At 42.2% G+C, this 26,111-nt stretch carries 16 protein-coding genes; 5 read left to right on the top strand and 11 right to left on the bottom strand.

Annotated features, from left to right (window positions below; genetic code table 11):
* Nucleotides 1–7: 7 nt before the first annotated feature.
* The 3 genes from KQP93_RS03655 to KQP93_RS03645 form a co-directional block, all read right to left on the bottom strand.
* Nucleotides 8–1,846 carry a DUF294 nucleotidyltransferase-like domain-containing protein gene (locus KQP93_RS03655; protein WP_217875875.1) on the bottom strand — a complete coding sequence of 613 codons (1,839 nt, stop codon included), beginning with the start codon at nucleotides 1,844–1,846 and terminating at the stop codon, nucleotides 8–10.
* Nucleotides 1,847–1,965: 119 nt separating this feature from the next.
* Nucleotides 1,966–3,690 carry a sodium:solute symporter family protein gene (locus tag KQP93_RS03650; RefSeq protein ID WP_217875874.1) on the bottom strand — a complete coding sequence of 575 codons (1,725 nt, stop codon included), beginning with the start codon at nucleotides 3,688–3,690 and terminating at the stop codon, nucleotides 1,966–1,968.
* Between the two features lie 10 nt (nucleotides 3,691–3,700).
* On the bottom strand, nucleotides 3,701–3,964 hold the full coding sequence (locus KQP93_RS03645) for a DUF4212 domain-containing protein (RefSeq protein ID WP_054551160.1): 264 nt from the start codon (nucleotides 3,962–3,964) through the stop codon (nucleotides 3,701–3,703).
* Between the two features lie 387 nt (nucleotides 3,965–4,351).
* Here KQP93_RS03645 and KQP93_RS03640 point away from each other — a divergent pair, with 387 nt between their 5' ends.
* Nucleotides 4,352–7,792, top strand: a complete 3,441-nt coding sequence (locus tag KQP93_RS03640) for a PAS domain-containing hybrid sensor histidine kinase/response regulator (RefSeq protein WP_217875873.1) — start codon at nucleotides 4,352–4,354, stop codon at nucleotides 7,790–7,792.
* Nucleotides 7,793–7,828: 36 nt separating this feature from the next.
* Here the strand turns inward: KQP93_RS03640 and KQP93_RS03635 are convergent, their stop codons facing one another.
* Both KQP93_RS03635 and KQP93_RS03630 read right to left on the bottom strand, forming a co-directional pair.
* A complete protein-coding gene (locus KQP93_RS03635) occupies nucleotides 7,829–10,432 on the bottom strand; it encodes a DUF2339 domain-containing protein (RefSeq protein WP_217875872.1) in 2,604 nt (867 codons plus the stop codon).
* A 105-nt stretch (nucleotides 10,433–10,537) separates the two neighbouring features.
* On the bottom strand, nucleotides 10,538–11,899 hold the full coding sequence (locus tag KQP93_RS03630; RefSeq protein WP_217875871.1) for a hypothetical protein: 1,362 nt from the start codon (nucleotides 11,897–11,899) through the stop codon (nucleotides 10,538–10,540).
* A gap of 340 nt (nucleotides 11,900–12,239) precedes the next feature.
* Here KQP93_RS03630 and purU point away from each other — a divergent pair, with 340 nt between their 5' ends.
* Complete coding sequence (gene purU, locus KQP93_RS03625; protein WP_063703252.1) at nucleotides 12,240–13,070, top strand: formyltetrahydrofolate deformylase; 831 nt, start codon at nucleotides 12,240–12,242, stop codon at nucleotides 13,068–13,070.
* A 52-nt stretch (nucleotides 13,071–13,122) separates the two neighbouring features.
* Here the strand turns inward: purU and KQP93_RS03620 are convergent, their stop codons facing one another.
* Both KQP93_RS03620 and acs read right to left on the bottom strand, forming a co-directional pair.
* Nucleotides 13,123–13,773, bottom strand: a complete 651-nt coding sequence (locus KQP93_RS03620) for a response regulator transcription factor (RefSeq protein WP_054551155.1) — start codon at nucleotides 13,771–13,773, stop codon at nucleotides 13,123–13,125.
* A gap of 96 nt (nucleotides 13,774–13,869) precedes the next feature.
* Nucleotides 13,870–15,810, bottom strand: a complete 1,941-nt coding sequence (gene acs, locus KQP93_RS03615) for an acetate--CoA ligase (protein WP_217875870.1) — start codon at nucleotides 15,808–15,810, stop codon at nucleotides 13,870–13,872.
* Nucleotides 15,811–16,092: 282 nt separating this feature from the next.
* On the opposite strand from acs, the gene KQP93_RS03610 reads away from it, so the two are divergent.
* A complete protein-coding gene (locus tag KQP93_RS03610; protein ID WP_130050708.1) occupies nucleotides 16,093–17,259 on the top strand; it encodes a DcaP family trimeric outer membrane transporter in 1,167 nt (388 codons plus the stop codon).
* Nucleotides 17,260–17,452: 193 nt separating this feature from the next.
* A complete protein-coding gene (locus KQP93_RS03605; RefSeq protein ID WP_217875869.1) occupies nucleotides 17,453–19,576 on the top strand; it encodes a TonB-dependent siderophore receptor in 2,124 nt (707 codons plus the stop codon).
* A 371-nt stretch (nucleotides 19,577–19,947) separates the two neighbouring features.
* Here the strand turns inward: KQP93_RS03605 and recA are convergent, their stop codons facing one another.
* Nucleotides 19,948–20,994, bottom strand: a complete 1,047-nt coding sequence (gene recA / locus KQP93_RS03600) for a recombinase RecA (protein ID WP_217875868.1) — start codon at nucleotides 20,992–20,994, stop codon at nucleotides 19,948–19,950.
* A gap of 58 nt (nucleotides 20,995–21,052) precedes the next feature.
* Entirely contained in the window at nucleotides 21,053–21,550 is a 498-nt protein-coding gene (locus KQP93_RS03595) for a nicotinamide-nucleotide amidohydrolase family protein (protein WP_217875867.1), read from the bottom strand.
* Between the two features lie 21 nt (nucleotides 21,551–21,571).
* Between KQP93_RS03595 and mutS the strand changes: the two genes are divergently transcribed.
* Entirely contained in the window at nucleotides 21,572–24,145 is a 2,574-nt protein-coding gene (gene mutS / locus KQP93_RS03590; RefSeq protein WP_217875864.1) for a DNA mismatch repair protein MutS, read from the top strand.
* Between the two features lie 86 nt (nucleotides 24,146–24,231).
* Here mutS and rpoS read toward each other — a convergent pair whose 3' ends face one another.
* Entirely contained in the window at nucleotides 24,232–25,215 is a 984-nt protein-coding gene (gene rpoS, locus KQP93_RS03585) for an RNA polymerase sigma factor RpoS (protein WP_217875863.1), read from the bottom strand.
* Nucleotides 25,216–25,275: 60 nt separating this feature from the next.
* Complete coding sequence (locus KQP93_RS03580) at nucleotides 25,276–26,100, bottom strand: peptidoglycan DD-metalloendopeptidase family protein (RefSeq protein WP_217875862.1); 825 nt, start codon at nucleotides 26,098–26,100, stop codon at nucleotides 25,276–25,278.
* Between the last annotated feature and the right edge of the window lie 11 nt (nucleotides 26,101–26,111).

Raw genomic sequence — 26,111 nt, 5'->3', positions numbered from 1 at the left:
ACCTCTCCTATAAACTACCGCGAGCAAACTTAAATGCGGCCGCTTGCTGTGCCTGTTTAACCAAATAAAATGCTTCTTTTAATTGATGTCGCTCTAATGAATTCAAAACATTTGGGTTAATACAGTTGCTAGGCAATCCCTCTTCGTTAATTTGCGTGCCTAAACGCAGCTGGGTTAAAAAGCGCCAACAGTCTTTTAAGTTATATAAGTCATCTTTGTTGAGTAGCGAAAATTTCATTAACGCGTCAATACGCTCTTGCGTATTAGCACGCTGAATACCCGCTTTAAGGGAATACAAACGTACTATATCGTTGATGATCACAACACCGCGTTTTTTTAAGTCGAGGTACTTATGCTGCTTTTCGTCAGTTTCTAATTTAAATTGATTAAACAAACCAATGGGCACTGGCGTATTTTTAATGTCACTCGCCATAGCCGCATAAAATAAGTCATTTTTAGAAATGCGCTTTAACTGCTCACAAAAGCGCGCATATAAGGTGGTTGAGCCTTCAATAAAACGTAAATCAAAAAATATCTTACAATTGAGCATCGCCTCTGGTGTGGGTGAAGTGATCCACTTATGAAACTTTTCTGTCCAAGCATTAATGCCCATTCGACACGCTGCATTGCTCGCCATAATATTGCCAGGGCAACGTTTTATACCGCACTCAATTAAATGCTCACAGACATACTCGCCCATGCGCTTAAAGTAATCATGTTGTTCGTCTGTTAGATCATCAGGTAGCAACAGGCCATTATCTTGGTCTGAATGCAGCGTTTGTTCTTCTCGTGCTTGTGAACCAAAACAAATAAAGCTAAAGCTGGTTGGTGCCGCGCCATTATCTTCTTGAAACAAACGGATCAAACGCGAAGTCAGTGCATCGGTTAAGCCACTTAATAATTTACCAATCAAGGAGATGTCATCAATATTGTTTGAAAAGCCTTTTAACAAACCGGGTATCTCTTGCGAATAACGCTTTAAATCAACTACGCTGTGCGCTTTGTAAATTCTCCCAATCAATTGTACTGGGTCGCTTTTTTGCTGACGCAGCAAATCAGTACTGGTGAGCATACCTAGGGGTTTGTGATGTTCATCAAGCACTGGTAAATGGTGAATATTGTGCTTAAGCATTAAGTGCAGCGCCGAAAACACGCGGTTATTTTCAAAAATAAATTTGGGCTTACACGTCATGATGCTACTAACAGACTCTTGTGGGTCTACCTCATCGGCCAATACGCGATTACGTAAGTCTCTATCGGTCACGACTCCTACAAGGCGATCATGCTCAGTTAACATAATCGACGAAACACCCTGTTGTTTCATTTTTTTAGCGGTTTGACGAATACTTGCATCTGGTGCCAAGGTGACGGCTTTGCGATTCATCAATTCGCAAATTTTTTTCTCCGACCAACTGTCGTTTTGACTTTTATAATGAGACGACAATAAACGGTTTTTATGGGCGCGAACAAAGTATTGCTCAAACACTTTATACTCACGGCGTAAGTAATCAAATGCCGCTTGGTTTAGCATGTAAACAATGCCTTCCTTTTGCACTGAAATGCTATTTTGAATCGCTTCGCCAGTTAACAGTGAAGGAAAACCAAAGTAATCGCCACTCGATAACTTAGTAATCACATCGCCTTTTGGGTCGACTAAATCATAATCGCCAGAGCGAATTAAAAATAATCTTAAATTATCAGAACTTAACCACTGATTTTGATTCTCTCGGGTCAGATAAATAATATCGAGATGGTTTACAAAATACTCGCATGCAGCGCTATCTAGCTGATTAAACGGCGTTTGTTGCATCACAAATTGGGCGACTTCCTGTTGCTCGGTATTCATGGTCATTCTCGCTATAAAATAGAGACAATATCTACACTACCCCTGTTTGAAATAAATAAAAAGCCCGACTTAAGTCGGGCTTTTGAACTTCAAGAGTGTGTTCTCATAAAATGGTTTTATTAGTGCGCGTGTGCTGCGCTCGAACCTTTAGGGTTACGGATACCTTCAACCATTTCTTGGATTTCAACCGGTGTTTCAGCTGTTAGTTTAAGTACGATACCTGCAACTACAAAGTTAACAATCATACCAACTAGACCGATACCCTCAGGTGAGATACCAAATAACCAGTGTGCCGGTGCATTCAGTTCAGGGCTTACGAACTTGAAGTAGATAATATAAGCCGCTGTGAATGTAATACCTGTCACCATACCCGCAATCGCACCTTCTTTATTCATCTTCTTAGAGAAGATACCCATAATGATGGCTGGGAAGAAGCTCGCCGCTGCTAAGCCGAAGGCAAAGGCAACAACCGAGGCCACGAACCCTGGCGGGTTTATACCAAAGTAAGCTGAAATCACAATCGCCACCATCGCTGCTAAGCGCGCAGCAAGTAGCTCTTGTTTATCGCTTATATCTGGTTTTAAGGTACGTTTTAATAAATCGTGAGACACCGAGGTTGAGATTACCAATAGTAAGCCTGCTGTTGTTGATAGCGCTGCTGCGATACCCCCTGCTGCAACCAATGCTACAACCCATGCTGGTAAGTCTGCAATCTCAGGGTTAGCAAGTACCATGATGTCGCGGTCAACTTTAACTTCGTTTGCGCTGTTTGGATCATCAACCTTACCTGCTGAGTAGAACATTTTGCCGTCACCATTTTTATCGTTAAAGGTGATTAGGCCTGTTCTTTCCCAGTTTTTAACCCAAGCTGGTGCTTCTGCGTACTCTGTACCGCTACCGTCTTTACCGTTAATTGTATCAATCATGTTTACACGAGCGAATGACGCTACAGCAGGTGCTGTTGTATAAACGATAGCAATGAAAACAAGTGTCCATGCAGCTGAGATACGCGTGTCTTTAACACGAGGAACAGTGAAGAAACGAACGATTACGTGCGGTAAACCTGCAGTACCAACCATTAACGCGCCTGTGATTGCGAATACATCAATCATGCTCTTCGAGCCTTCAGTGTATTGCGCAAAGCCAAGCTCGGTACTGAGTCCATCTAGTTTATCGAGTACAAACTGTCCTGAGCCATCGCTAAGCGTTGCACCAAAACCTGTTTGTGGGAAGAAGTGACCTGTCATCATCATTGAAATGAAGATTGCTGGAACAAGGTAAGCAAATACTAGTACACAGTACTGAGCTACTTGCGTGTAAGTAATCCCCTTCATACCGCCTAATACAGCGTAGAAGAATACAATCACCATACCAATGTAAACACCGGTCTCAATATCTACTTCTAAGAAGCGAGAGAAAACCACACCTACACCACGCATTTGACCTGCGATGTATGTGAAACAGATAAAGATGGCACATAAAATTGCAACAACACGTGCAGCTTGTGAGTAGTAACGGTCACCAATGAAATCTGGTACCGTGAACTTACCAAACTTACGTAGATAAGGAGCTAAACAAAGTGCAAGTAGTACATAACCACCTGTCCAACCCATTAGATATACACCACCGTCATAACCCGCAAACGAGATAATACCCGCCATTGAGATAAACGATGCCGCACTCATCCAGTCAGCAGCGGTTGCCATACCATTTGCTAGCGGCGGTACACCACCCCCTGCAACATAGAATTCATTTGTTGACCCAGCACGAGCCCAGATTGCGATGCCGATATAAAGCGCGAAGCTTAAACCGACGATAATAAACGTGAGTGTTTGAACATCCATTGCTTAGCTCCTATTCGTCTACGCCGTATTTTTTATCTAACGTATTCATTTTGAAAACGTAAACAAAAATCAAAGCAACAAAGGTGTAAATAGCGCCTTGCTGGGAGAACCAGAAGCCGAGTTTAAACCCAAAGAAACGTATCTCGTTAAGTACGTCTACCAGTAAAATGCCGAAGCCAAATGACACGACAAACCAAATTGCTAATAATTTAAATAGCAGTGCGAGGTTTTCCGCCCAATAAGCTTTTGCTTGTTCTTCATCTTTAAAAGCCATTTTTTATCCCCTTATGCATTACAAAAAAGTAATGAGTGGTATTAGTTGTCATTAACTAAGTTAGCAAGGGTTCTGATTTATGGAATTGAGACCATAGTCGTAACAGCCAATTTACGTTTACGTAAACTGTAAATTGGCATTTGTTAACGAATAGTAAAAAACAATAATTAACAACAACTTAACCTATAAAAATAAATTTGCGAAATAGCGAAAATAGTAAAAACGAATGATCTGCGACATTAGTCTAATAATAGCGCATAAAACATAACTACCTTTTAAATATCAATAACTTGCTTTTTATTAATTTTTATTGCAAAAAATCTAGCCATCGAAATCGCGCATAATTCTGGTAAGGTAGTGTTATTACAATAATTACTGAATTTAAACATGACAGCTGCGCTTTTATTTGTTGCACTCGCCTATATTGGCGTGTTGTTTTGGTTGGCAAATTGGGGAGACAAAACCACTCCTCTTGCTAAAAGAATTAGTCACCACCCATTTGTTTATTCTTTTTCATTAGGGATTTACTGTACGTCTTGGACTTACTACGGTTCAGTTGGTACAGCAGCCACCAGCAGTTGGAATTACTTACCTATTTTAATTGGCCCTGCGCTACTATTTTTCTTTGGCCAAGGGTTTTTACGTAAATTAGTACTGGTCAGTAAAAAGCAGAATATCACCACTATCGCCGACTTTATTTCTGCTCGCTATGGTAAACGGCAGACCACCGCCATTATGGTGACAATTATCGCTTTATTGGCGACGATTCCGTATATCGCACTGCAATTAAAAGCACTGAGTGGTAGCTTCTTACTACTGCAAAACGACGATCGTATTTCGGGCTCTATGCTGGCTCTTTCAGCGACACTTATCATGGCGATGTTTGCGATATTCTTTGGTACTCGTAAGGTAGATGTAACCGAATACCGCTCAGGACTAATGCTCGCTGTCGCCTTTGAATCTATGATTAAGTTACTGGCTTTAGTGGCCGTAGCGGGGCTTGCTTTATACACATTATTTAATTTAACTACGGTGCAAACAGAGCAGCTAACGGGCTCTATTTGGCAACATTGGCAGAACTTCGACTTTTTCAGCTTTAACTTTATTGGCCAATCATTAATGGCAGCAGCGGCGATTATCTGTTTGCCAAGACAGTTCCACGTTACTGTGGTCGATAACCAAGATAAACGCCATCTTTATACAGCCCGCTGGGCATTCCCCCTGTATTTGCTACTAACTGCAGCAATGATTTTCCCTATTGCTACGGCAGCTATACACCCAGGCATAGGCAGCGGCTTTTCTCCAGATAGCTTTGTATTAGCCCTACCGCTTATGCACGAAAATGCCTTTTTAACGACCTTTGTATTTATCGGGGGCCTATCAGCGGCTACAGCGATGATTGTTGTAGCTACTCTCACGCTCAGTACCATGATCTCAAACGATGTAGTATTGCCGCTAATGCTCCGTCGTAAGTTTAAACGTAACCTCATCACCAGCAGCTATAAGTCGCAAATCCTGTTAGTAAGACGCTTCACGATTGCCGGCATTTTGATTTTGTCGTATTTCTACCAGCAATGGTTTGGTCATGGTAAAGCCTTGGCTAGTATGGGTTTAGTTGCCTTTTCCTTGGTATCGCAATTACTCCCTGCGATTGTTGGCGGCTTATACTGGCGAAAAGGCCATGCGTATGGGGTTTATGCCGGATTATTAGCAGGCTTTATTTGCTGGGTCTTATTCTTAATGCTGCCTATTTTAGATGCAGGCAATACCTTAAATGCAGAGCTGCAACAAACACTTATTACTCGTGGCACCCTAATCGCCTTGTTTGCCAATATTGGCTGTTACATTAGTTTTTCGCTCGGTGCAGATGAGCGTTTAATTGATAAAATTCAAGCTGCTGCCTTTGTTAATCCAAAAGAGCAAGCCGTATTCGCCAGACGTTTAAATAAAAACGTTAAAGCCACCGTTTACGATTTTAAAGTGCTGCTGCAAACCTTCTTAGGCGTACAACGCTCGCAACAGGTGCTGGCTCACTTTGCGTTATCGCATAACTTAGGTGATAACAACGCACACCCAGAACCTGAGTTTATTGCTTATTGTGAACGCGCCTTAACCGGTGTGCTTGGCGCATCTTCAGCACAAGCGCTGATCCACACGGTTGCCTCTGGTAAACGCATGGCCTTTGAAGAAGTGGTTAACTTTTTTGATGAAACCACACAAGCTCTGCAATTCAATCAAAACTTATTATTCACCTCTCTCGAGAACCTCAGTCATGGTATTTCGGTTGTTGATAAAGAGCTTAATTTAGTAGCATGGAATAAGCGCTACGCAGAAATGTTTGCTTACCCAGATGACTTTCTCGAAGTAGGCCAACCTATTGAAGATGTGCTTAGATACAATGCCGAACGCGGTGAATGTGGCCCCGGTGAAGTTGAGCGCCATGTAGAAAAGCGCGTGCAGCATCTTAAAAACGGCACGCCCCATCACTTTATTCGCCACCGCCGTAATGGCCAAGTGTTCGAAATGATTGGTAACCCACTACCAGATGGCGGCTTTGTGACAAGTTTCTCTGATATTACCACGCATATCGAAACGCAAAATGCGCTTGAAGAAGTAAACATGGATCTTGAAAACCGCATTGAAGCGCGTACTCAAGAAATCCGTACTATCAATAAAGATTTACAAGCACAAATCGATAGCCGAGTACAAACTGAGCAAGCACTTACTTTAGCGAAAAAAGAGGCTGAGCAAGCTAATGACAGTAAAACGCGATTTTTAGCCTTGGCTAGCCACGATATTTTACAACCGCTGAATGCGGCGCGCCTATATCTTGCAGCTATTGATGATAAAACCCTTTCGAGCAACAACTTAAATAACTTTGAAAAGCTTGGCGCAAGTTTAGATTCAACGGTGCATTTGATGTCAGCACTGTTAGAGATTGCAAAATTAGAGCAAGGGGCAATGACCCCTACACCACGTCACTTTAGTATTGATGACATACTTGCTCCGCTGAAAAATGAATATGCCATTATGTCGAGCGAAAAAGGCTTGCAACTGACGGTGCGTTCAAAGGGAATTATAGTTCACAGTGATATCACTTACTTACGACGAATTATTCAAAACTTAGTGTCAAATGCGGTTAAATACACCGATAGTGGCCGAGTTTTAATAGCTTGTCGCAAACGCAAACATCATTTACGTATTGAAGTATGGGACACAGGCCCTGGCATTACAGAAGTAGAGCAAGCGAAAATCTTTAATGACTTTTATCGTATTGAAGCCGGTGATAACAAAGGGGTTGGCCTTGGCTTAGGAGTCGTAAAACGAATGGCCGACTTACTCTCTTTACGTTTAGATGTAAATTCAACACCAGGCAAAGGTAGCCGCTTTAGTATTGAAGTGCCTTATGGTGAAAGCCAATTTATTCAACAAAAAGATACGCCTAAAAAAGGGGTTGAGAACCGCAGTGCGATGAACATTATTGCAGTGGATGATGACCCTGAAAACCTTAATGCCATGGCAAGCCTATTACAAAAATGGCAGGCAAATTATCAGCTCTTTGATCAAGTTGAAACCGTAATGGCCTATGCCAAAGAGCACCGAGCGCCCGATGTAATCTTAATGGATTATCAGCTTGGTCATGATTGCGATGGCATAACGCTTATTAAAACCCTAAGAGAAATTTGGCAAAGCCCAGTGCCTGCCATTTTAATCACAGCGGTGCGTGATGAAGCCCTAAAACAGCAAACCAAAGAAGAGCAAATTCATTACCTTAGTAAACCCGTTAAGCCCGCTAAACTTAAGGCGCTCCTTAACCACAGTACTTAACAATAGTGCTTAACCAACGTTTTTAACAACACCGATTTAAGGCAAAGCTGCGGGCTTTGCCTTAAATTTTTGGAACAACCAACTAAGCGCAACTAACGATAAGCCTAAGCCGATAAACGAAATAGCCCGCAGCAACCCAGTTAAATTTGCCATATCAATCAAGAACACTTTTAACACCACCAGCGCCAATAAGCCAAGGCCGAGCTTTTGTAATACCGTAATGGTTCTTAACTGCCCCACCACAACCACCAAGGCACCGATAACAAGCCAAACTAAAGAATAACTGTAAAGCTCGGCATCTGAGGTCGGCAACGCAATATTTATAAACTCGCCTTGCCAGTTATGGCGAATTTCCGCATTGATATATAAAACACTCATCACACCTGCAAGTACTGTAAACAGCTTTTGTAAATAGTGCTGAGATTGAGTCAGTTGGCTTGCCCAAATTGCAATACAGGCGGGGACTAACCAAAGTAATAGTAACCAGTTAATAATCGGCCAACTGCCTATATTTATCGGCTCAAAAAACGGATTTACAGCAGTAAAGCTTTTCAGTATTAGTAAGCCACTCAGTGTTAATAACGCAAAACCTGCTACTTGATAGAGTTTTGCCAATTGCGCAGTAAAGCGTGAACGCAGCAAATAAACACAACCTAATATACCCCAGTTACAGGTTAATAAAATATGCTCATACACAGACAAGCTCTCAAAATCAGGGTAGCGCCCCACCAACTGATAGCTCGTCTCTGTGGTAATAAATAAAGCAATGCAATGAAGCGTTGCACCTTCTAGCCACACCCGAACAGATTGCTGCTGCCAGTGCCTCGCTGCCAAGTAAAATAAGCAAGCGCATACTGGGTACACAACCAAACTCCAGTGCACACCGAGCAGCAACGCATCACTGTACTCAGCAGACCAAGGTGCAAAGCTTAACCTAACAAGTAAAGCGCCAACTAAGCCTTTAAGCGGCCAAGTAGGAATGCTGAGTGACTGTTTATTGACATAAAAACTGATCAACAGCACTTGCGCAGCAAGCGCTAAGGTTAAGCTACTGCCTTCAAGGAGCATGGTTAACGCTAAGCTAATATTGGCATTGCCACCAAGCCAGTAACTAAATACCCGCATTGGATTTGTGCTATTGACTGATAACTTAAATAACCAAGCAGACAGAGCCAATAATACAAAGCACCAAACCGGATACGCCGTCATTAAGGCATGATCGGGAGTGATCACATATAAGCAACTAATAATCACAAAGCCTGAAAGTGAAGCGAGTAAAGCAAAACCTAAGCGTTTGGGGTATTTACGACCAAACAAAAACCCATAACCCGCAAACAAAGCAATAAAAAACAGCCCTGCTCCGTAATTTTGCCGAAATACAAAAAGCTGCTCAGAGTAATCAACAGCATTATATTGCCCTATGAGCAAACACATTACACTCACGACAGCTAGTATCAGCCAGTGATCCCATGCACTGTTTTTTAATACCAAAAACAACAGTAAAGCCACTAACGACAACATACTAAGCTGCCAAGTAAGCAGATCATTATGACTGATGAGTAAAAGGTAAAGTGGCACAACAACAGCTAACAACAGAGGGTTGTCGGGCAGTTGTTTCAGTAGCGTTTTAAAGCGATGTGGGCGGTGTTCAATTTGCTTAATACTCAGTCCGAGACGCGGAATCGCAATTAACAATACGATGCTAAATAGAGCATAAAGATTAATAAACCAATGCAGGTTTTTAGCTGCACTCATTGCAACTAAGTAATACCAGCCTAAATGACCTGCCCATAACAGATACCACAGCCAATGCCGTTTTACGTAATGCGCGACTAGGGAAGCCGATACACTGACAAACGCAACATAGGTTAGCAGTGCTATAAAGTCATTACTCCCGGTGTTGACCCAAACCGGCACGCTGTAGGCGCCAATAATACCAATGACCGCAAGCACTGGACCAAAACGCAGTGCCATCCAGCTAGCCGCTACAGAAACTAAGGTTAAAATGCTAAATGCAGGTAAAGCTTGCAGTAAGCCATAATGGCTGTAGGCCAGCAAGGTCAATGCAAAACAACTAATAAAGCCGCCACTTGCCAGCGCCGCGGGAATATAGTTGCTAAACCCATCAAAGATAATACCTTTACGATGTAAAACCTCAGCCGCAACAATTAAGCTCAGACCAAAAATAGCGCCAAGCGTGAGTCGCATGGTTTCGGATAATAAGCCTGCCTCCAGTGAATAGCGGGCTAAAAAGATACCGCCAAAGGCAAGTGCAACCGCTCCTACCCAAGTTAACCAATTGGCTTTGATTTGTGTAACGAGTTGGCTTACTAGCGGATTTAAAGTCGCAGGCTTGGGTTTTGTTTGCTCTGGCTTTTTATTAGTAGCCTCAATCGGCTTACTAATGATTACAGGCTCTGGTTCAAATTTTGCTGTGTCAGTCAGATCGGCGTTTGAATTATCAAACTGGTTTGCAGTATTTGTTTGTGGATTATGGGTATATGCCTCGTTAAGTTTGACTCGAAGAGCAGCTACTTCTCGCTTTAAACTGGAGAGTTGAAAAAAGGCAAAAATACCCGCAAGTGAGCCACCTACAACAACTAGTGCTAGTAATACTAGTAACGCAATACCGCCATCCATACTCTCTCCTTGTGTACGCTTTAAACAAAAAAGCAAAAGCCTTAATTGTTTATACAATAAACACTTAGCAAGAGAAAATAAACAACGATATTGCGTTTTAGCCGGTTAAGACTGTTCAGTCACCGTACGCTCTAAGGTCATTTTAAAACCTGAGTCTGTGGTTTCATCGTGTTCAATAACTAAGATATAGTTACCTTCTTCGGTAAAATCCATATCGCTTTGTTGCAAGAGCACAATCTGTTGACCATTGTCTTCATAGACCACATAGGTTGTATAAACTTCGTTATCAACCACCTGTTCTTGTTGGTCGTATTGATCTAACCCTTCAACAACATTGCTGGTATCTTCAACCGTTTCACCATTGAGGGTGAAGTACACATCAACTTCGTCAATCTCTTGCCCTGCATAGCTATCAATTAAGTTAACCACAGTAACTGCGTGGCTGTAGCTGCTTGGAGTTAGGTTTTCTTCAATGGTCATCATACGAGGTCCGTAATCTTTATCATTGTAGAAAAGACCAACCGCACTTTGCTCACGCTCTAATGTCATTAAGAAGTTATCTACAATCGTGTCACCCGCTTCATCTAACATGGCGACGCTGTAACTATTTGGCGACATGCTCATGTATTCAGAGTAACTATCGTTGCTAACAACTTCGGTGTTGGTCGCCGTTGTGCCTCGGGTTACTTTAAACTGGGTTTGCGTGTAATCATCGATGGTATTGATAAAACGCAGCTGACCTTGCGCGTCTTGGTGGTTTAGTTGTGTTACTGAGCTACTTGCCGTCACGACATCAAGCGTAATGCCATCTTCTTCTGTTGCATAACTTGGACGGATCATCGCCATGTACGTGGCTTCATCATTAAAGTACACGGTTGGTGATTCAAAAATCACATCTGTGCTACCGCTAGCGGTAATATAAATAGTGTAATACCCCTCCTCAAGCGTCGCTAATTCTGGCGCAACGAGGTATTGCGAAGTCATTAATAACTCAGCGGTATCAAATAACCCGTCGTCAGTGGCAACGTATACATCGTAAAGATTATCTTCACTAACGATATTAAAAAAGCCAACATTGAATTCATCTTCATCGCTTGACGTCGGCACACTTAGCTCTGTAAAAATTGGTTCAGCAAAATCACCGTTCATTACTAGCAACTGAGTTTGATCATTTTTAATTTTGCTGGTTTCTTCGTCGATGGTGATATAACTATCGTTGGCATCAACATATTCAAAACTGAGATCATACTCCCCCGAACTGTAGTTATGACGAGTTGATACATCACCAAAATCTGCCCCCGAACGTTCAGTGTCATCAACAAATAAACGCGTGTATGGGCTGTTGTAAGAGCCATTGTACAGTTGCACATAGCCACTGTTGCTACTGCTGCTGTCATCGCTTGAACAGGCAGCCAGTACCGAAAGCAAACTTGAGGCAACAATTGTTTTAAGCAGAGTGCTTTTCATGGAATTTTTTCCTTATTGTTTGTAATACCCCATTCTGACTCGAATAGTGCGAAAAAATTCTATGTTTTACAAACTATTACCTTCACTTACAGTTACTTACGATAAGGTTAAAAAGTGTAGAAAATGATGTAGAAAAGCACTTAATTAATCATAATTATGGACAGAAAATCACATTTATAGTGAAAGCAGCTTACTTTTACACGAAAAGTAAATAATGATTACATTTTAGGCGCTTATGCAATCAAATCAGATAAATTATTAGATAGTTAAATTTGCGCTATGCAGCACAAAAAAATTAGCAAATAATGGTGTTCACACAAACGGGATTAGAATGAGGACTATGAACACGATTTTAACCACACAATGCGATGATGATGTTGGTCTAATTGCCAAGATCACCGGCCTTTGTCATCAGCATAATTTAAACATTACACGTAATAACGAATTTGTAGATAAAGACGCTAAACGCTTTTTTATGCGTACAGAATTAAGCGGCGTTATTTCAGAGGACTTTTTACCAAGCCTTGCTGAGCTACTTCCTGATGGCGCAGAGCTTGCCCTGCACAGCAGCGAAAAAACGAAAGTGGTATTGCTTGCCACTAAAGAAGCGCACTGTTTAGGTGGTGTATTACTAAAGCAATTCGAAAAAGCCTTAAACATCGAAGTACTGGCTGTGATTGCCAACTACGCCGACTTAGCACCGCTGGCGGCAGGCTTTGGTGTACCATTTCATGTGGTATCGCACGAAGGTTTAAGCCGTGCGGAGCATGATCAGCAAGTCGGTGATTTAATTGCCAGCTACCAGCCTGATATTATCGGCCTTGCTAAATATATGCGTATTTTAAGCCCTGAATTTGTGGCGCGCTTTGAAGGTAAGATTATTAATATTCACCATTCATTTTTGCCTGCCTTTATTGGTGCAAAGCCTTACCATCAGGCGTTTGAACGCGGTGTAAAAATTATTGGTGCGACCGCCCATTTTGTTAATAATGAGCTCGATGAAGGGCCGATTATTTTACAAGATGTGACGCATGTCAGTCATGCGGATACCGCAGAGATGATGGCAAAAATGGGTAAAGATGTAGAGAAAACTGTGTTCTGTAAAGCGCTGCAACTCGCATCTGAACATAAACTGTTTATCAATGGTAATCGAACCGTGGTGTTCGCTTAAGCAATAAAATGAAGAGGCTGAGTGGCCTCTTTATTGTTTTTATTATCTTTTGTTATGCCGACTCAATAGGCTCTAATTGTAACTTAGAGGCAATTAATACCGCTTGAGTACGGTTATACACACCTAGCTTTCTAAAAATTGCTGTAATGTGTGCTTTAACGGTTGCTTCAGAAATATGTAACTCGTAAGCAATCTGTTTGTTTAACAAGCCTTCGTGTAAGTATTGCAACACCTTGTATTGTTGCGGCGTCAGTGAAGCCACTTGCGCTGCAATTTCTTTGTCTTCGCCATCTACGGCAGCCACTTTATCTTTAAGTTCAAGTGGAAGCCAAACATCGCCTTCAAGAATGTGGTTAATTGCCAGCGCAATATCATCTGATGAAGATGATTTAGGAATAAATCCCATCGCACCATAACCCATTACTTTAGAAACTACGTTGATGTCTTCGCTGCCAGAAACAACAGCTATTGGTAAGCTTGGATAGTCTTCGCGAATGCGAATAAGGCCGTATAAATCGCCATTGCCTGGCATGTGAAGGTCTAGTAGTAAGATATCAAGATCTTCTTGCTCGCTTAGCACCTGCAAAGTGGTATCAAAGTTTTCCGATTCAAACACTTCTAAATCAGCGAACTTAGCACTCAATGCCCCTTTCAGCGCTTCACGAAATAACGGATGATCGTCCGCTATTAAAAACTGACTCATGGTTCACTCCTAATAAATTCGGCTGACACCTATTTCTAAGTGACAGCCGATATACTACGTTTAGAATCAACTTCTAATCAAGTTTTTAACGCGATTTTAACGATTTAATCGGTTTTCGATTAGCTCATCAACAACGCTCGGATCGGCCAGTGTAGAAGTATCTCCAAGCTGTTGGTGCTCATTTGCCGCAATTTTACGTAAAATTCGACGCATGATCTTACCAGAACGTGTTTTCGGTAGACCCGGAGACCATTGGATCATATCTGGTGATGCAATTGGGCTTAATTCTTTACGAACCCAGTTACGTACCTCTTTTGTTAGTTCATCGCTGACTACAATCCCCTCATTTGGAGTGATGTAAACATAGATGCCCTGACCTTTAATATCATGCGGGTAACCTACTACTGCAGCTTCTGCTACCGCTTCGTGAGCAACCAATGCACTTTCGATTTCTGCAGTACCTAGGCGGTGACCTGATACGTTAAGTACGTCATCTACACGGCCTGTGATCCAGTAGTAGCCATCTTCATCACGACGACAACCATCACCTGTGAAGTACACGCCAGGGTATGCTGAGAAATAAGTTTGTTCAAAGCGTTCATGGTCGCCATAAACTGTACGTGCTTGTGATGGCCAGCTATCTAAAATAACAAGGTTACCGTCAACCGCGCCTTCTAGTGTATTACCTTCAGCATCAAATAGTGCTGGTGCAATACCAAAGAATGGACGCGTTGCTGAGCCTGGCTTCATATCTGTCGCACCTGGTAATGGTGTGATCATGATGCCGCCAGTCTCTGTTTGCCACCAAGTATCTACGATTGGGCAGTTTTCGTTACCAATATGTTCGTAATACCATGCCCACGCTTCTGGGTTAATTGGCTCACCTACAGAACCCATAACACGAAGACTTTTACGAGTTGAAGTCGCTGTTGGCTCATCGCCTTTCGCCATTAGAGCACGAATAGCAGTTGGTGCTGTGTAAAGAATAGTCACGTTGTGCTTATCAATTACTTCACCCATACGGCCCGCTGTTGGGTAAGTTGGTACACCTTCAAATACGACTTGCGTGCAGCCATTCACTAATGGGCCATAAGCAATGTAGCTGTGACCTGTGATCCAGCCCACATCGGCACTACACCAGAAAATATCATCTTCTTTAAGGTCAAATACATATTCATGTGTCATCGATGCATAAACAAGGTAACCACCGGTAGTATGAACCACCCCTTTTGGTTGACCCGTTGAGCCTGAAGTGTAGAGAATGAAAAGCGGATCTTCTGCATTCATTGGCTCTGGTTCGCACTCGGCTGGTAAGTCAGCGACAAGCTCATGCCACCAAACATCATGACTATTCCATTCAACTTCACCACCCGTTAGCTGATGAACAATAACGTGCTCAACGGTGGTTACTGAGTCTTGTGATACCGCTTCATCAACATTTGCTTTAAGTGGTACGCAGTTGCCAGCACGGCGACCTTCGTCTGAAGTAATTACCACTTTAGCGCCTGAGTCATTAATTCGGTCAGCAATCGCTGATGGAGAGAAACCACCAAATACGACAGAGTGAATAGCACCAATACGCGCACACGCTTGCATAGCGTAAATAGCCTGCGGTGTCATTGGCATATAAATAGCAACACGGTCACCTTTTGATACACCTAATTTTTTAAGGCCGTTGGCTAGCTTAGCTACTTCGTCGTGAAGCTGTTGGTAGCTAATATTTTCGTTGTGTTCAGGGTTATCGCCTTCCCAAATAAGAGCTGTTTTATAGGCTTTAGTGGCAAGGTGGCGATCAATACAGTTGTAAGATGCGTTAAGTTGGCCGTCTTCATACCAGCGAATGCTGATGTGGCCTTTGTCGAATGAGGTGTTCTTTACTTTGTTATAAGGAGTTGACCAATCAAGGCGTTTACCGTGCTCTCGCCAAAATCCTTCAGGGTCATCAATAGATTGCTTGTACAGTGTATTATATTTATCGTTATCAACTAGTGCTGCATTCTTGATATGCGCTGGTACTGGATAGATACTTTCTGACATTGTTGTCGTCTCCATTTTAATTACTTGCCTACGGCCTGCTTCAAGGATCACTCAGCAAAGCCCCTGAAAGTATTAGACCTTAGTTGTATATCTTGCCATTTAACAAAAAACTTTAAAATTGCCTTCTATAATCTAGTCCAATGTTAGGTTGGATGCGATTTAACTACCCATTCCACCTTAGTCTAATAGACCAATAGATAATTGAGAGAAGTCATTTCTTAAACAACAGTGATACAACAACATTAATGCAATCAACAAGTAGCTTCGACAGGAATACACATTATGACAACAACAAAAGTAACCGCATTAAAAACACTCACAGCTTCAGCTGTTTTATGTGCACTTGCAGGTACCGCTAACGCCGCAACCATTGGTAACACAGACGTTTCTTATGGAGGTTATGTAAAACTTGATGCTATGTGGAGTGATTACTCTGCAGGCGTACCAGCTGGCGGCAGCATTGGCCGTGACTTCTATGTACCAGGTACAACACCGGTAGGCGCAGACAGCGACAGCGACGCAGTATTTGACATGCATGCACGCCAATCTCGCTTTAACCTAGGTACCGCAACAAAATTAGACGATGGTAAAACCATCAAAACTAAAATTGAAATAGACTTTATTGCTTCAGCGCCAGGCGGTAACGAACGTGTTAGTAACTCTTACGCGCCTCGTATTCGTCAAGCATTTGTGACTTATGATGGTTGGTTATTTGGTCAAGCTTGGTCAAACTTCCAAAACGTAGGTGCATTACCAGAAACACTCGACTTCGTTGGTCCTGCAGAAGGTACTGTGTTCGTACGTCAAGCTCAAGCTCGTTACACTACCGGTAATTGGTCATTCTCTATCGAAAACCCAGAGAGCACAGTCACAGTTGGCGGCGCTCGTGTAGCCACTGATGATGCATCAATGCCTGACTTTACAGCACGTTACGCACATAAAGCTGACTGGGGTGAATTAGTATTTACCGGTCTTGCTCGCCAGTTAACTTATAAACAAAATGGCATTGATGCAGATACATCATCGTTCGGTATCAGCGCCTCTGGTAAAGTAAATTTTGGTCAAAATAACCTTAAATTTATGCTTACTCAGGGTTCAGGTCTAGGCCGTTACATTGGTTTAAACGTAGCAAATGGTGCTGTGCTTGACGGTGATGATTTAGATGCGATTGATTCAACATCTGGTTTTATTGCCTACCAACAACACTGGAACAGCCAATGGCGCTCAACTTTCCTTTATTCATTCTTCTCAGCAGATAACAACACAGATTTACTTGCTGTGACTGGTGACCCTACTGAAATGAGCCAAAGCTATAGTGCCAACCTTTTATATTCGCCTGTTAAAAAGCTTACATTTGGTGTTGAGTTTAAACATGCTGAGCGTGAGCTAGAAAGCGGTGCAGACGGCGATATGGACCGTCTACAGTTCTCTGCGAAATACGTATTTTAAGATTTAAACTTATTTTACTTCCTGAAGCGGCTTCGGCCGCTTTTTTTTATATCTCCTTTTTATATTTCTGTGCCCTTTAAACTTTTTTGCAAACAATTACTCACCAAAACACCAAGACCTAATTGCAAATTATTTTCATTTAGATTAAATTACGCATTAATTTCACTATTCATTGAACTAATTGGAACTTTGCATGTCATCAACAAAATTTTTGCGCTTATCTCAATTAAGCCTTGTGACCTCAGCACTTTTAAGTGGCCACGCTTTTGCAGAACAACAAAAAGAAGAACAAGCAATTGAAAAAATTGCCGTGTATGGCCAGCATCATAAAAACTACATCACTGAAGAAGCACAGTCAGCAACCAAATTAGGGCTAACAATTAAAGAAACACCACAGTCAATCTCTGTTGTTTCACGTGCGCTAATGGATGACTTCTCACTCGATAACCTTAACGCTGTGCTTGAAAGCACACCGGGTGTGACTGTTGAGCAAATCGAAACTGACCGTACTTACTTTAAAGCTCGTGGCTTTGAGATCACCAACTTCCAAGTTAATGGCATGGGTATGCCGCAAGACAACGGTTCAATCCAAGGTACTCTTGATACGTCTATTTTCGATAGTGTTGAAATTGTACGTGGTGCTAATGGTTTAATGACAGGTGCTGGTAACCCATCAGCAACAGTCAACATGGTTCTAAAGCGCCCTACTTATCAAACGCAAGTAAATGCGTCTGTATCGTATGGTTCTTGGGATAACAAGCGTTTAGAGCTTGACGCTTCAACTGCTATCAACGAAAACCACGCTGTACGTGCTGTATTCACTAAGCACAAAACTGAGTCATACCTTGACCGTTACGAGCAAGATAAAACAATTTATTACCTAGCCTACGAAGGCCAGCTAACTGACAGCACAGTAGTAACTGCAAACTATGTAAATCAAAAGAAAGATGCTGACAGCCCACTTTGGGGTGCCTTACCGCTTTATTACAGCGATGGTTCAGCAACAAACTTTGATGCTTCAACCAGCACTGCGTCTGATTGGTCATACTGGAATAACACAACAGAGCAGTTGTTCTTATCAATTGAGCAAGCAATCACCAATACTTGGTTCTTAAAAGCAAGCTACGCGCACTTAGAAAATGAGCAAGATTCAGAGCTTTTCTATGTTTACGGCACACCTGATAGAGAAACAGGCCTTGGCCTAACTGGTTATGCGAGTGAATATGACCACAAAGATAAGCACGACATTTTAGATATTTACGCAACAGGTAAATTTGATTTATTTGGTATGGAACATGACCTGTCGTTTGGTGTAAACCAAGCAGATATGGATAACAAAGATAAATCATTGTATGACTACACTACAGGCAATGGTTTCCCTGCAATGCCTGAGCTAGGTGGTTGGGATGGCGTAGCGCCAGTGCCAACGCTTACTGATGGTTTAACAGGCGCAGATATCACTAGCCGTCAACGCTCTGCATATATTTCAACACGCATCCGTGCAACTGACGCATTCAGCATTTTAGCAGGTGTGAGCCAAGTAAATTGGGAAACTGAAGGTACCTCTTACGGCGTTGCAAAAGACAAAGATAGCGAGCAAACCGTGCCTTACTTCGGTGCTGTCTATGATATCAACGAAAGCTTCTCAACTTATGCAAGCTACACAGAAACCTTCGTACCGCAAACAGAGCGTGACATCAATGGCGATTACTTAGATCCAATCACAGGTAAAAGTAGCGAAATTGGTGTTAAAGCTCAGCTACTTGATGACGACTTATTTGTAACAGTTGCTTACTTTGACGCTAAACAAGTTGGCCTTGCTGTTGCTATCCCTAATTCATTACCTGACGACACTCGCTACTATGGCGCAGATGGCATTAACAGCGATGGTATTGAAGTAGAACTTAGTGGTCAAATCAACGAAACACTAAGTGCAAGCTTTAGCTACAGCAACCTAAACATTGATGGTGATGAGTTAGTAAAAGACTACACACCTGAAAACCAATTTAAACTTGCTGTAACTCATAAAGTGCCTGAGATTGATGGTTTAACCTTTGGCTTAAATTACCGCTGGCAAGACGATACAAAGCGCGTACAAGTGCGTGATGCGGCAACGAATGCTGCACTTATCACCACAACGCAAGATGCGTACGGCCTATTAAACCTAATGGCAACGTACGATATTAACGACCATATGAGCGTTAACTTAAACGTTAATAACGTGACCAACGAAAAGTACATCCACAGTCTTTTCTGGGCACAAGGTTATTACGGCGCACCGCGTAACTACTCAGTGTCTTTCAACTGGCAGCTGTAAGCTTAGAAAGTTTTAAGTACATGAAAAGCCGCATCATATGCGGCTTTTTCATGAAAGAGTTGCAAGAGTAAAGTTAGAAAGGGGAAAGTTACAGGCACTATCGAATGCTCTGACAGCTTCAATCGACACGAAACCATTGAATACCGCCAACAGTGTAGTGATTAAACGCGATATAACATTGCTGCTACAAACTACCGTCTGCTCCTGTAACGGCGGTTTACCCCGCGTCAAAACGCTTTACTCTCGCTAACTTTACTCTCGCTAACTTTCCCCTTGCTAACTTTCACCCATAAAAAAACCGCTAACTATGTAGCGGTCTTTTTGTGTTAAGTGCGGGTCAAATCACGCTTAACTGTACTTTTTTGCGGTGTTTATAGCTCGTCTTCAGCTAATAGGCCTGCATCTTCACCATCTTCTGGTTGTTCAGTTGCCTGAAGTAATAGCATCTCACGTAACTTGCCTTCGATCTCATCTGCGATCTCTGGGTTGTCTTTTAAGAACTTAATTGAGTTTGCTTTACCTTGACCAACTTTGCTGCCATTGTAGCTGTACCAAGCGCCTGATTTTTCAACAATCTTATGCTTAACACCTAGGTCGATTAGTTCGCCTTGTTTAGAAATACCTTCACCATACATAATGATGAACTCAGCTTGTTTAAACGGCGGAGCAACCTTGTTTTTAACAACTTTAACGCGGGTTTCGTTACCTACAACCTCATCGCCTTCTTTAACTGAACCAATACGACGAATATCGATACGTACTGAAGCGTAGAATTTAAGTGCGTTACCACCTGTTGTTGTTTCAGGGTTACCAAACATAACACCAATTTTCATACGGATTTGGTTGATGAAAATACATAGTGTGTTTGAACGCTTAATGTTACCCGTAAGCTTACGTAATGCTTGTGACATTAAGCGAGCTTGAAGACCCATGTGTGAGTCACCCATGTCACCTTCGATTTCAGCTTTAGGTGTTAAAGCTGCTACCGAGTCAACAATCACAACATCAACAGCGCTTGAACGAACTAACATGTCACAGATTTCTAATGCTTGCTCACCCGTGTCTGGCTGAGAAACAAGTAAGTCATCAATGTTTACACCCAATTTTTGTGCGTATACAGGATCTAGAGCGTGCTCAGCGTCTACGAATGCACACGTTTTACCTTGCTTTTGAGCTTCAGCGATAACTTGTAAAGTAAGCGTTGTTTTACCTGATGATTCAGGACCATACACTTCAACAATACGACCCGTAGGTAAACCACCAATACCTAGTGCGATATCGATACCTAGTGAACCTGTTGAGATTGCTTCAATATCTAGGGCTTTGTTGTCGCCCAATTTCATAATTGAGCCTTTACCAAATTGACGCTCAATTTGTGATAAAGCAGCGTCTAAGGCTTTTTGTTTGTTATCGTTCATTCTGTTCTCCAAATCCGGCTAATGCAGACAGTATACTGTATGAAATCACAGTATCAAGCTAATTTTCAGATTTTATCAATTCAATTATATTTTTTAATGAATAAACAATAGCTTGCAGTCTAACTTCAGCTCGATCGCCAGAGAAAACTTGCTGACTTGGGTAGTTTTGACCAGCAAAATGAATGCAAAACCATACTAATCCCACAGGTTTATCCAGTGTTCCACCACCGGGGCCTGCTATCCCCGAAATAGCTATTGCGATATCTGCGCTTGCTGCTTTTGCCGCCCCCGATGCCATTTCAACTACGGTTTGCTCACTCACCGCACCAAAGCTGCTTAAGGTTTGCTCGCTAACACCTATAAGATCATGTTTTGCTTGGTTACTATAAGTGACAAACGCTCGGTCAATATAATTAGAGCTGCCAGGGGTATCGGTTAGCGCATAACTCACTCCACCACCAGTGCATGATTCTGCGGTAGTGATCCATAAGCGTTTATCCGTTAAAATAGCTCCTAATTTCGCAGCAAGTGTTTTAATCTCTTGATGTAATTCCATATTCAGCCTTTGGGTAAATACATGTCGTTTGATCTTTATGCACCGCACACTATAAAACAACAAACCCCTATGATGCAGCAGTATCTAAAAATAAAAGCCGAGCATCGGGATATTTTATTGTTTTATCGTATGGGCGACTTTTACGAACTTTTCTTTGATGATGCCAAGCGTGCTGCGCAACTTCTTGATATTTCTCAAACTCATCGCGGTAAAGCCGGTGGCGATCCCATTCCAATGGCGGGCGTACCCTATCACGCAGTCGAAAACTATTTAGCTCGCCTTGTACAAATGGGTGAATCAGTAGCTATTTGTGAACAAGTTGGTGACCCAGCAACTAGCAAAGGCCCTGTTGAGCGTAAAGTTGTACGTATTGTTACACCGGGCACAATTTCTGACGAAGCATTATTACAAGAACGCCAAGACAACCTGCTAACCAGTGTATGGCAAAACAAACAAGGCCTATATGGTATTGCTTATTTAGATATTAACTCTGGCCGATTCAATGTATTAGAAGTTAGTACTGATGAAGCATTTAGCTCAACATTACAGCGTTTAGCACCAGCAGAGCTACTTTATAGTGAAACCTTTGCGAATGTGCACTTAATTGAGCACATTAAAGGTGCGCGTCGTCGCCCAGAGTGGGAGTTTGATTTAGATACAGCACAGCACTTACTTTGCGACCAATTTGGCACTAAAGATTTAGTTGGTTTTGGTGTAGACAAAGCACACGCAGCTTTAGTCGCTGCTGGCTGCTTAATGCAGTACGTAAAAGACACTCAGCGCATTGCCCTACCGCATATTCGTGCAATCACCCTTGAGCAAAATGAACACGCGGTGATCTTAGATGCAGCAACTCGTAAAAACCTTGAGCTAACGGTTAATTTATCGGGCGGTTACGAAAATACCCTTGCACAAGTGCTTGATAAAACAGCCACAGCAATGGGTTCGCGCTTATTAAAGCGTCGTATTCATACCCCTGTGCGCAGCAAAACAGAGCTTAACTCTCGACTAAACGCAATTAGCGCAATTATCGATGCACAATTATGTGGTGAGCTACAAGAGTCATTAAAGCAAATTGGCGATATTGAACGTGTTATCGCCCGTTTAGCGCTTTGCACAGCTAGACCGCGAGATTTAACACGCCTACGTAGCGCACTGCAAGCTCTCGCGCCACTTCATGAGCTATTACTAGATGCTAACGATCCGCGTATTAGTCAAATTATTGCAAAGTCACAGCAATTACCTGAACTACAAGACTTACTAGAGCGTGCTGTAATCGAAACCCCGCCGGTACTTATTCGTGATGGGGGGGTGATTGCACCAGGTTATAACAGCGAACTTGATGAATGGCGAGCACTAAGCCAAGGCGCAACCGATATTCTCGAAAAGCTTGAAGAACGTGAGCGTGAACGTACAGGCATTAGCACCTTAAAAATTGGCTATAACAAAGTACATGGCTTTTTTATTGAAGTAAGCCGCGCGAACTCGCATTTGGTACCTGCGGATTATATTCGCCGTCAAACGCTAAAAAATAATGAGCGCTATATTATCCCTGAGCTTAAAGAGCATGAGGATAAAGTACTTGGAAGCCAGTCAAAAGCGCTGGCGCTTGAAAAACAGCTTTACGAGCAACTATTTGAGTTTATTGCTCCGCACATTGAGCAGCTACAAACAATGGCAGCCGTACTGGCAGATTTAGATGTACTGAACAACTTAGCTGAACGTGCGCAAGCGCTTAATTATGCTAAACCAACACTGTGCGATAACGATAATATCAGTATTAAACAGGGTCGCCACCCAGTGGTAGAACAGGTAATGAAAGACCCGTTTATTGCCAATCCTGTAGAGCTTAATAACGACCGTAAAATGTTGATTATCACAGGGCCAAACATGGGTGGTAAATCAACCTATATGCGCCAAACTGCGCTTATTGTTCTGATGGCTCACATTGGTTGCTACGTTCCTGCTGACAGTGCAGAGATTGGTAATATTGACCGTATTTTTACACGTATTGGCGCAAGCGATGACCTAGCATCAGGCCGCTCAACCTTCATGGTTGAAATGACAGAAACAGCAACTATTTTAAATAACGCCACAGCGCAATCACTGGTACTGATGGATGAAATTGGTCGCGGTACCTCGACCTATGATGGTTTATCACTTGCCTATGCAACAGCTGATTATTTAGCATCAAAAATTGCCGCAAAAACCTTATTTGCAACTCACTATTTTGAATTAACCGAACTGGCCGAACAAAAAACGGGACTGGTTAATGTGCACCTAGATGCCATTGAACACAACGACACCATTGCCTTTATGCATACAGTGCTTGAAGGCGCAGCAAGCAAGAGCTTTGGCTTACAAGTTGCTGCCTTGGCTGGTGTACCAAAAGCGGTGATCCAACAAGCAAAACAAAAGCTTAAAATGCTTGAGAATCATCAACCTGTTACTGCCCCCATTGAGCAACAACAACAAGCGTTAAGTTTTGATGATGAGCCTTCTGAGCTTGAATTAACCTTAAAACAGCTTGATCCAGACAGCTTAACGCCTCGGCAAGCTCACCAACTACTGTATCAATTAAAAGATTTACTGTAGTGCAATAGAAAAGGTATAAAAAAAGCTGACGTAACGTCAGCTTTTTTGTGTGTTCTAGGCCCGAAGGCCTATGTATTGTTGTCAAATTAGGTGAATTGGTCGAACAGGCTATCTGTACTTAACCCTTCGTGTTGCAAAATGTCTTTTAAGCGACGTAATGCCTCAACTTGAATTTGTCTTACACGTTCACGTGTTAAGCCAATTTCACGACCAACATCTTCAAGGGTTGATGGCTCATAGCCTAGCAAACCAAAACGACGAGCAAGTACTTCACGCTGTTTCGGGTTTAACTCTCCAAGCCAATCAACAATATGCTTGTTAATATCATTGCTTTGTACTTCGCCTTCAGGACCATAGTCTTTTTCATCAGCGATAATATCTAATAACGCTTTATCATTTTCACCACCGATAGGTGTATCCACCGAGGTGATTTTTTCGTTTAAACGCAGCATCTTGGTGACATCTTCAACTGGCTTGTCTAAGCACTCTGCAATTTCTTCTGCAGTTGGTTCATGGTCAAGCTTTTGCGTTAATTCACGGGCCGTTCTTAAATAAACATTGAGCTCTTTTACTACGTGAATAGGTAAACGAATTGTACGTGTTTGGTTCATGATGGCACGTTCAATCGTTTGACGTATCCACCAAGTTGCATAAGTTGAAAAACGAAAACCACGTTCTGGGTCAAATTTCTCAACGGCTCTGATAAGGCCTAAATTACCTTCTTCGATAAGGTCAAGTAGCGCAAGGCCACGGTTGTTGTAGCGGCGGGCAATTTTCACCACTAAACGTAAATTACTTTCAATCATTCGCTTGCGAGAGGCTTCGCAGCCTTTCAGTGCTTTTCGAGCAAAATAAACTTCTTCTTCTGCGCTTAACAGCGGAGAAAAACCAATCTCACCAAGATACAACTGTGTGGCATCAAGATTTTTGGTAACTTCTTCTTTCGCAAAAATTTCATCTTCGTTGTCGACTTCTTCTAGTAACTCAGAAGACTGTTCTTCGACCGCCGTGTCTTCAAATTTATCGTCAATCGCGTCAGTTTTTTTCTCAAGTTTTGCTGTGTGACCCATAAGCGTCCTCCCGAGCAAATATGTGATTGAGCTAAATCACTTTATCAATACCCTAAATGGCTAAGGTAGATACTTAGCAGGATTGACTGCTTGACCCCGATAACGAATTTCAAATCTCAATGCCGTGACCGAAGAGTCTGAACTGCCCATTTCTGCTATTTTCTGCCCCGCCTTTACTTCCTGTTTTTCCTTTACAAGCAACTTTGAATTGTGCGCGTAAGCACTTAGGTAATCATCATTGTGTTTCAAAATGATTAAATTACCGTACCCCCTCAATGCGTTGCCCGCGTATACCACAGTTCCATGTGCAGCAGCTAAAACAGAAGCCCCTTGTTTATTAGTGATCTGTAATCCTTTAAAGCCGTTCTCTTTATTAGAGAAGCGTTTTGTGACTTTACCTTTTGCAGGCCAGCCCCATACAACTTTGGCATTAGAATTACGCTTTTTTTCACTAATTATTTTGTTGGCTTGTTTCTGAACATACTCTCGTTGTTTTGGCTGATCAAGCCCTTTCTTTAATTTTTTGTTATTTTTTTGTGTAGAAACAGTAGACTTTTTACTCGAATTCGTATATTTTTTCGTCTTTTTTGCTTTTTGTGCCGATTTTGTGAGCAAAACACTCTGCCCGGGGAAGATAGTATAAGGTGCTGGAATATCGTTTATTTTTGCAAGCGTTCGAAAATCTTGCTGAGCGCTAAAAGCGATTGAATACAAAGTATCGCCCTTTTTGACTAAATATTTTGAGCCAGAGATATTTACTTTGCGAGTGGCGGGTTTAACTTTATTATCTAAACTACTAACCGGTGCCGGTGCTTCGCGAGAAGTACAGCCAAAGAGCAAAATACTAAGAAACAAAGTAACATAGACTGTTAACTGTCTGCTCATCGTAAAATGCT

The organism is Pseudoalteromonas shioyasakiensis (genome assembly GCF_019134595.1).
Taxonomy (GTDB): domain Bacteria; phylum Pseudomonadota; class Gammaproteobacteria; order Enterobacterales; family Alteromonadaceae; genus Pseudoalteromonas; species Pseudoalteromonas shioyasakiensis_A.
Note: the sequence above shows the minus strand (reverse complement) of the source record. Positions and strands in the feature narration are given on the sequence as shown.

Coding starts and splice junctions, on each gene's coding strand:
- KQP93_RS03650 (WP_217875874.1), bottom strand. CDS start 3,690: ATGGATGTTCAAACACTCACGTTTATTATCGTCGGTTTAAGCTTCGCG.
- recA (WP_217875868.1), bottom strand. CDS start 20,994: ATGAACGATAACAAACAAAAAGCCTTAGACGCTGCTTTATCACAAATT.
- KQP93_RS03610 (WP_130050708.1), top strand. CDS start 16,093: ATGACAACAACAAAAGTAACCGCATTAAAAACACTCACAGCTTCAGCT.
- KQP93_RS03655 (WP_217875875.1), bottom strand. CDS start 1,846: ATGAATACCGAGCAACAGGAAGTCGCCCAATTTGTGATGCAACAAACG.
- KQP93_RS03580 (WP_217875862.1), bottom strand. CDS start 26,100: ATGAGCAGACAGTTAACAGTCTATGTTACTTTGTTTCTTAGTATTTTG.
- KQP93_RS03630 (WP_217875871.1), bottom strand. CDS start 11,899: ATGAAAAGCACTCTGCTTAAAACAATTGTTGCCTCAAGTTTGCTTTCG.
- acs (WP_217875870.1), bottom strand. CDS start 15,810: ATGTCAGAAAGTATCTATCCAGTACCAGCGCATATCAAGAATGCAGCA.
- KQP93_RS03645 (WP_054551160.1), bottom strand. CDS start 3,964: ATGGCTTTTAAAGATGAAGAACAAGCAAAAGCTTATTGGGCGGAAAAC.
- KQP93_RS03595 (WP_217875867.1), bottom strand. CDS start 21,550: ATGGAATTACATCAAGAGATTAAAACACTTGCTGCGAAATTAGGAGCT.
- mutS (WP_217875864.1), top strand. CDS start 21,572: ATGTCGTTTGATCTTTATGCACCGCACACTATAAAACAACAAACCCCT.
- KQP93_RS03640 (WP_217875873.1), top strand. CDS start 4,352: ATGACAGCTGCGCTTTTATTTGTTGCACTCGCCTATATTGGCGTGTTG.
- purU (WP_063703252.1), top strand. CDS start 12,240: ATGAACACGATTTTAACCACACAATGCGATGATGATGTTGGTCTAATT.
- KQP93_RS03605 (WP_217875869.1), top strand. CDS start 17,453: ATGTCATCAACAAAATTTTTGCGCTTATCTCAATTAAGCCTTGTGACC.
- KQP93_RS03635 (WP_217875872.1), bottom strand. CDS start 10,432: ATGGATGGCGGTATTGCGTTACTAGTATTACTAGCACTAGTTGTTGTA.
- rpoS (WP_217875863.1), bottom strand. CDS start 25,215: ATGGGTCACACAGCAAAACTTGAGAAAAAAACTGACGCGATTGACGAT.
- KQP93_RS03620 (WP_054551155.1), bottom strand. CDS start 13,773: ATGAGTCAGTTTTTAATAGCGGACGATCATCCGTTATTTCGTGAAGCG.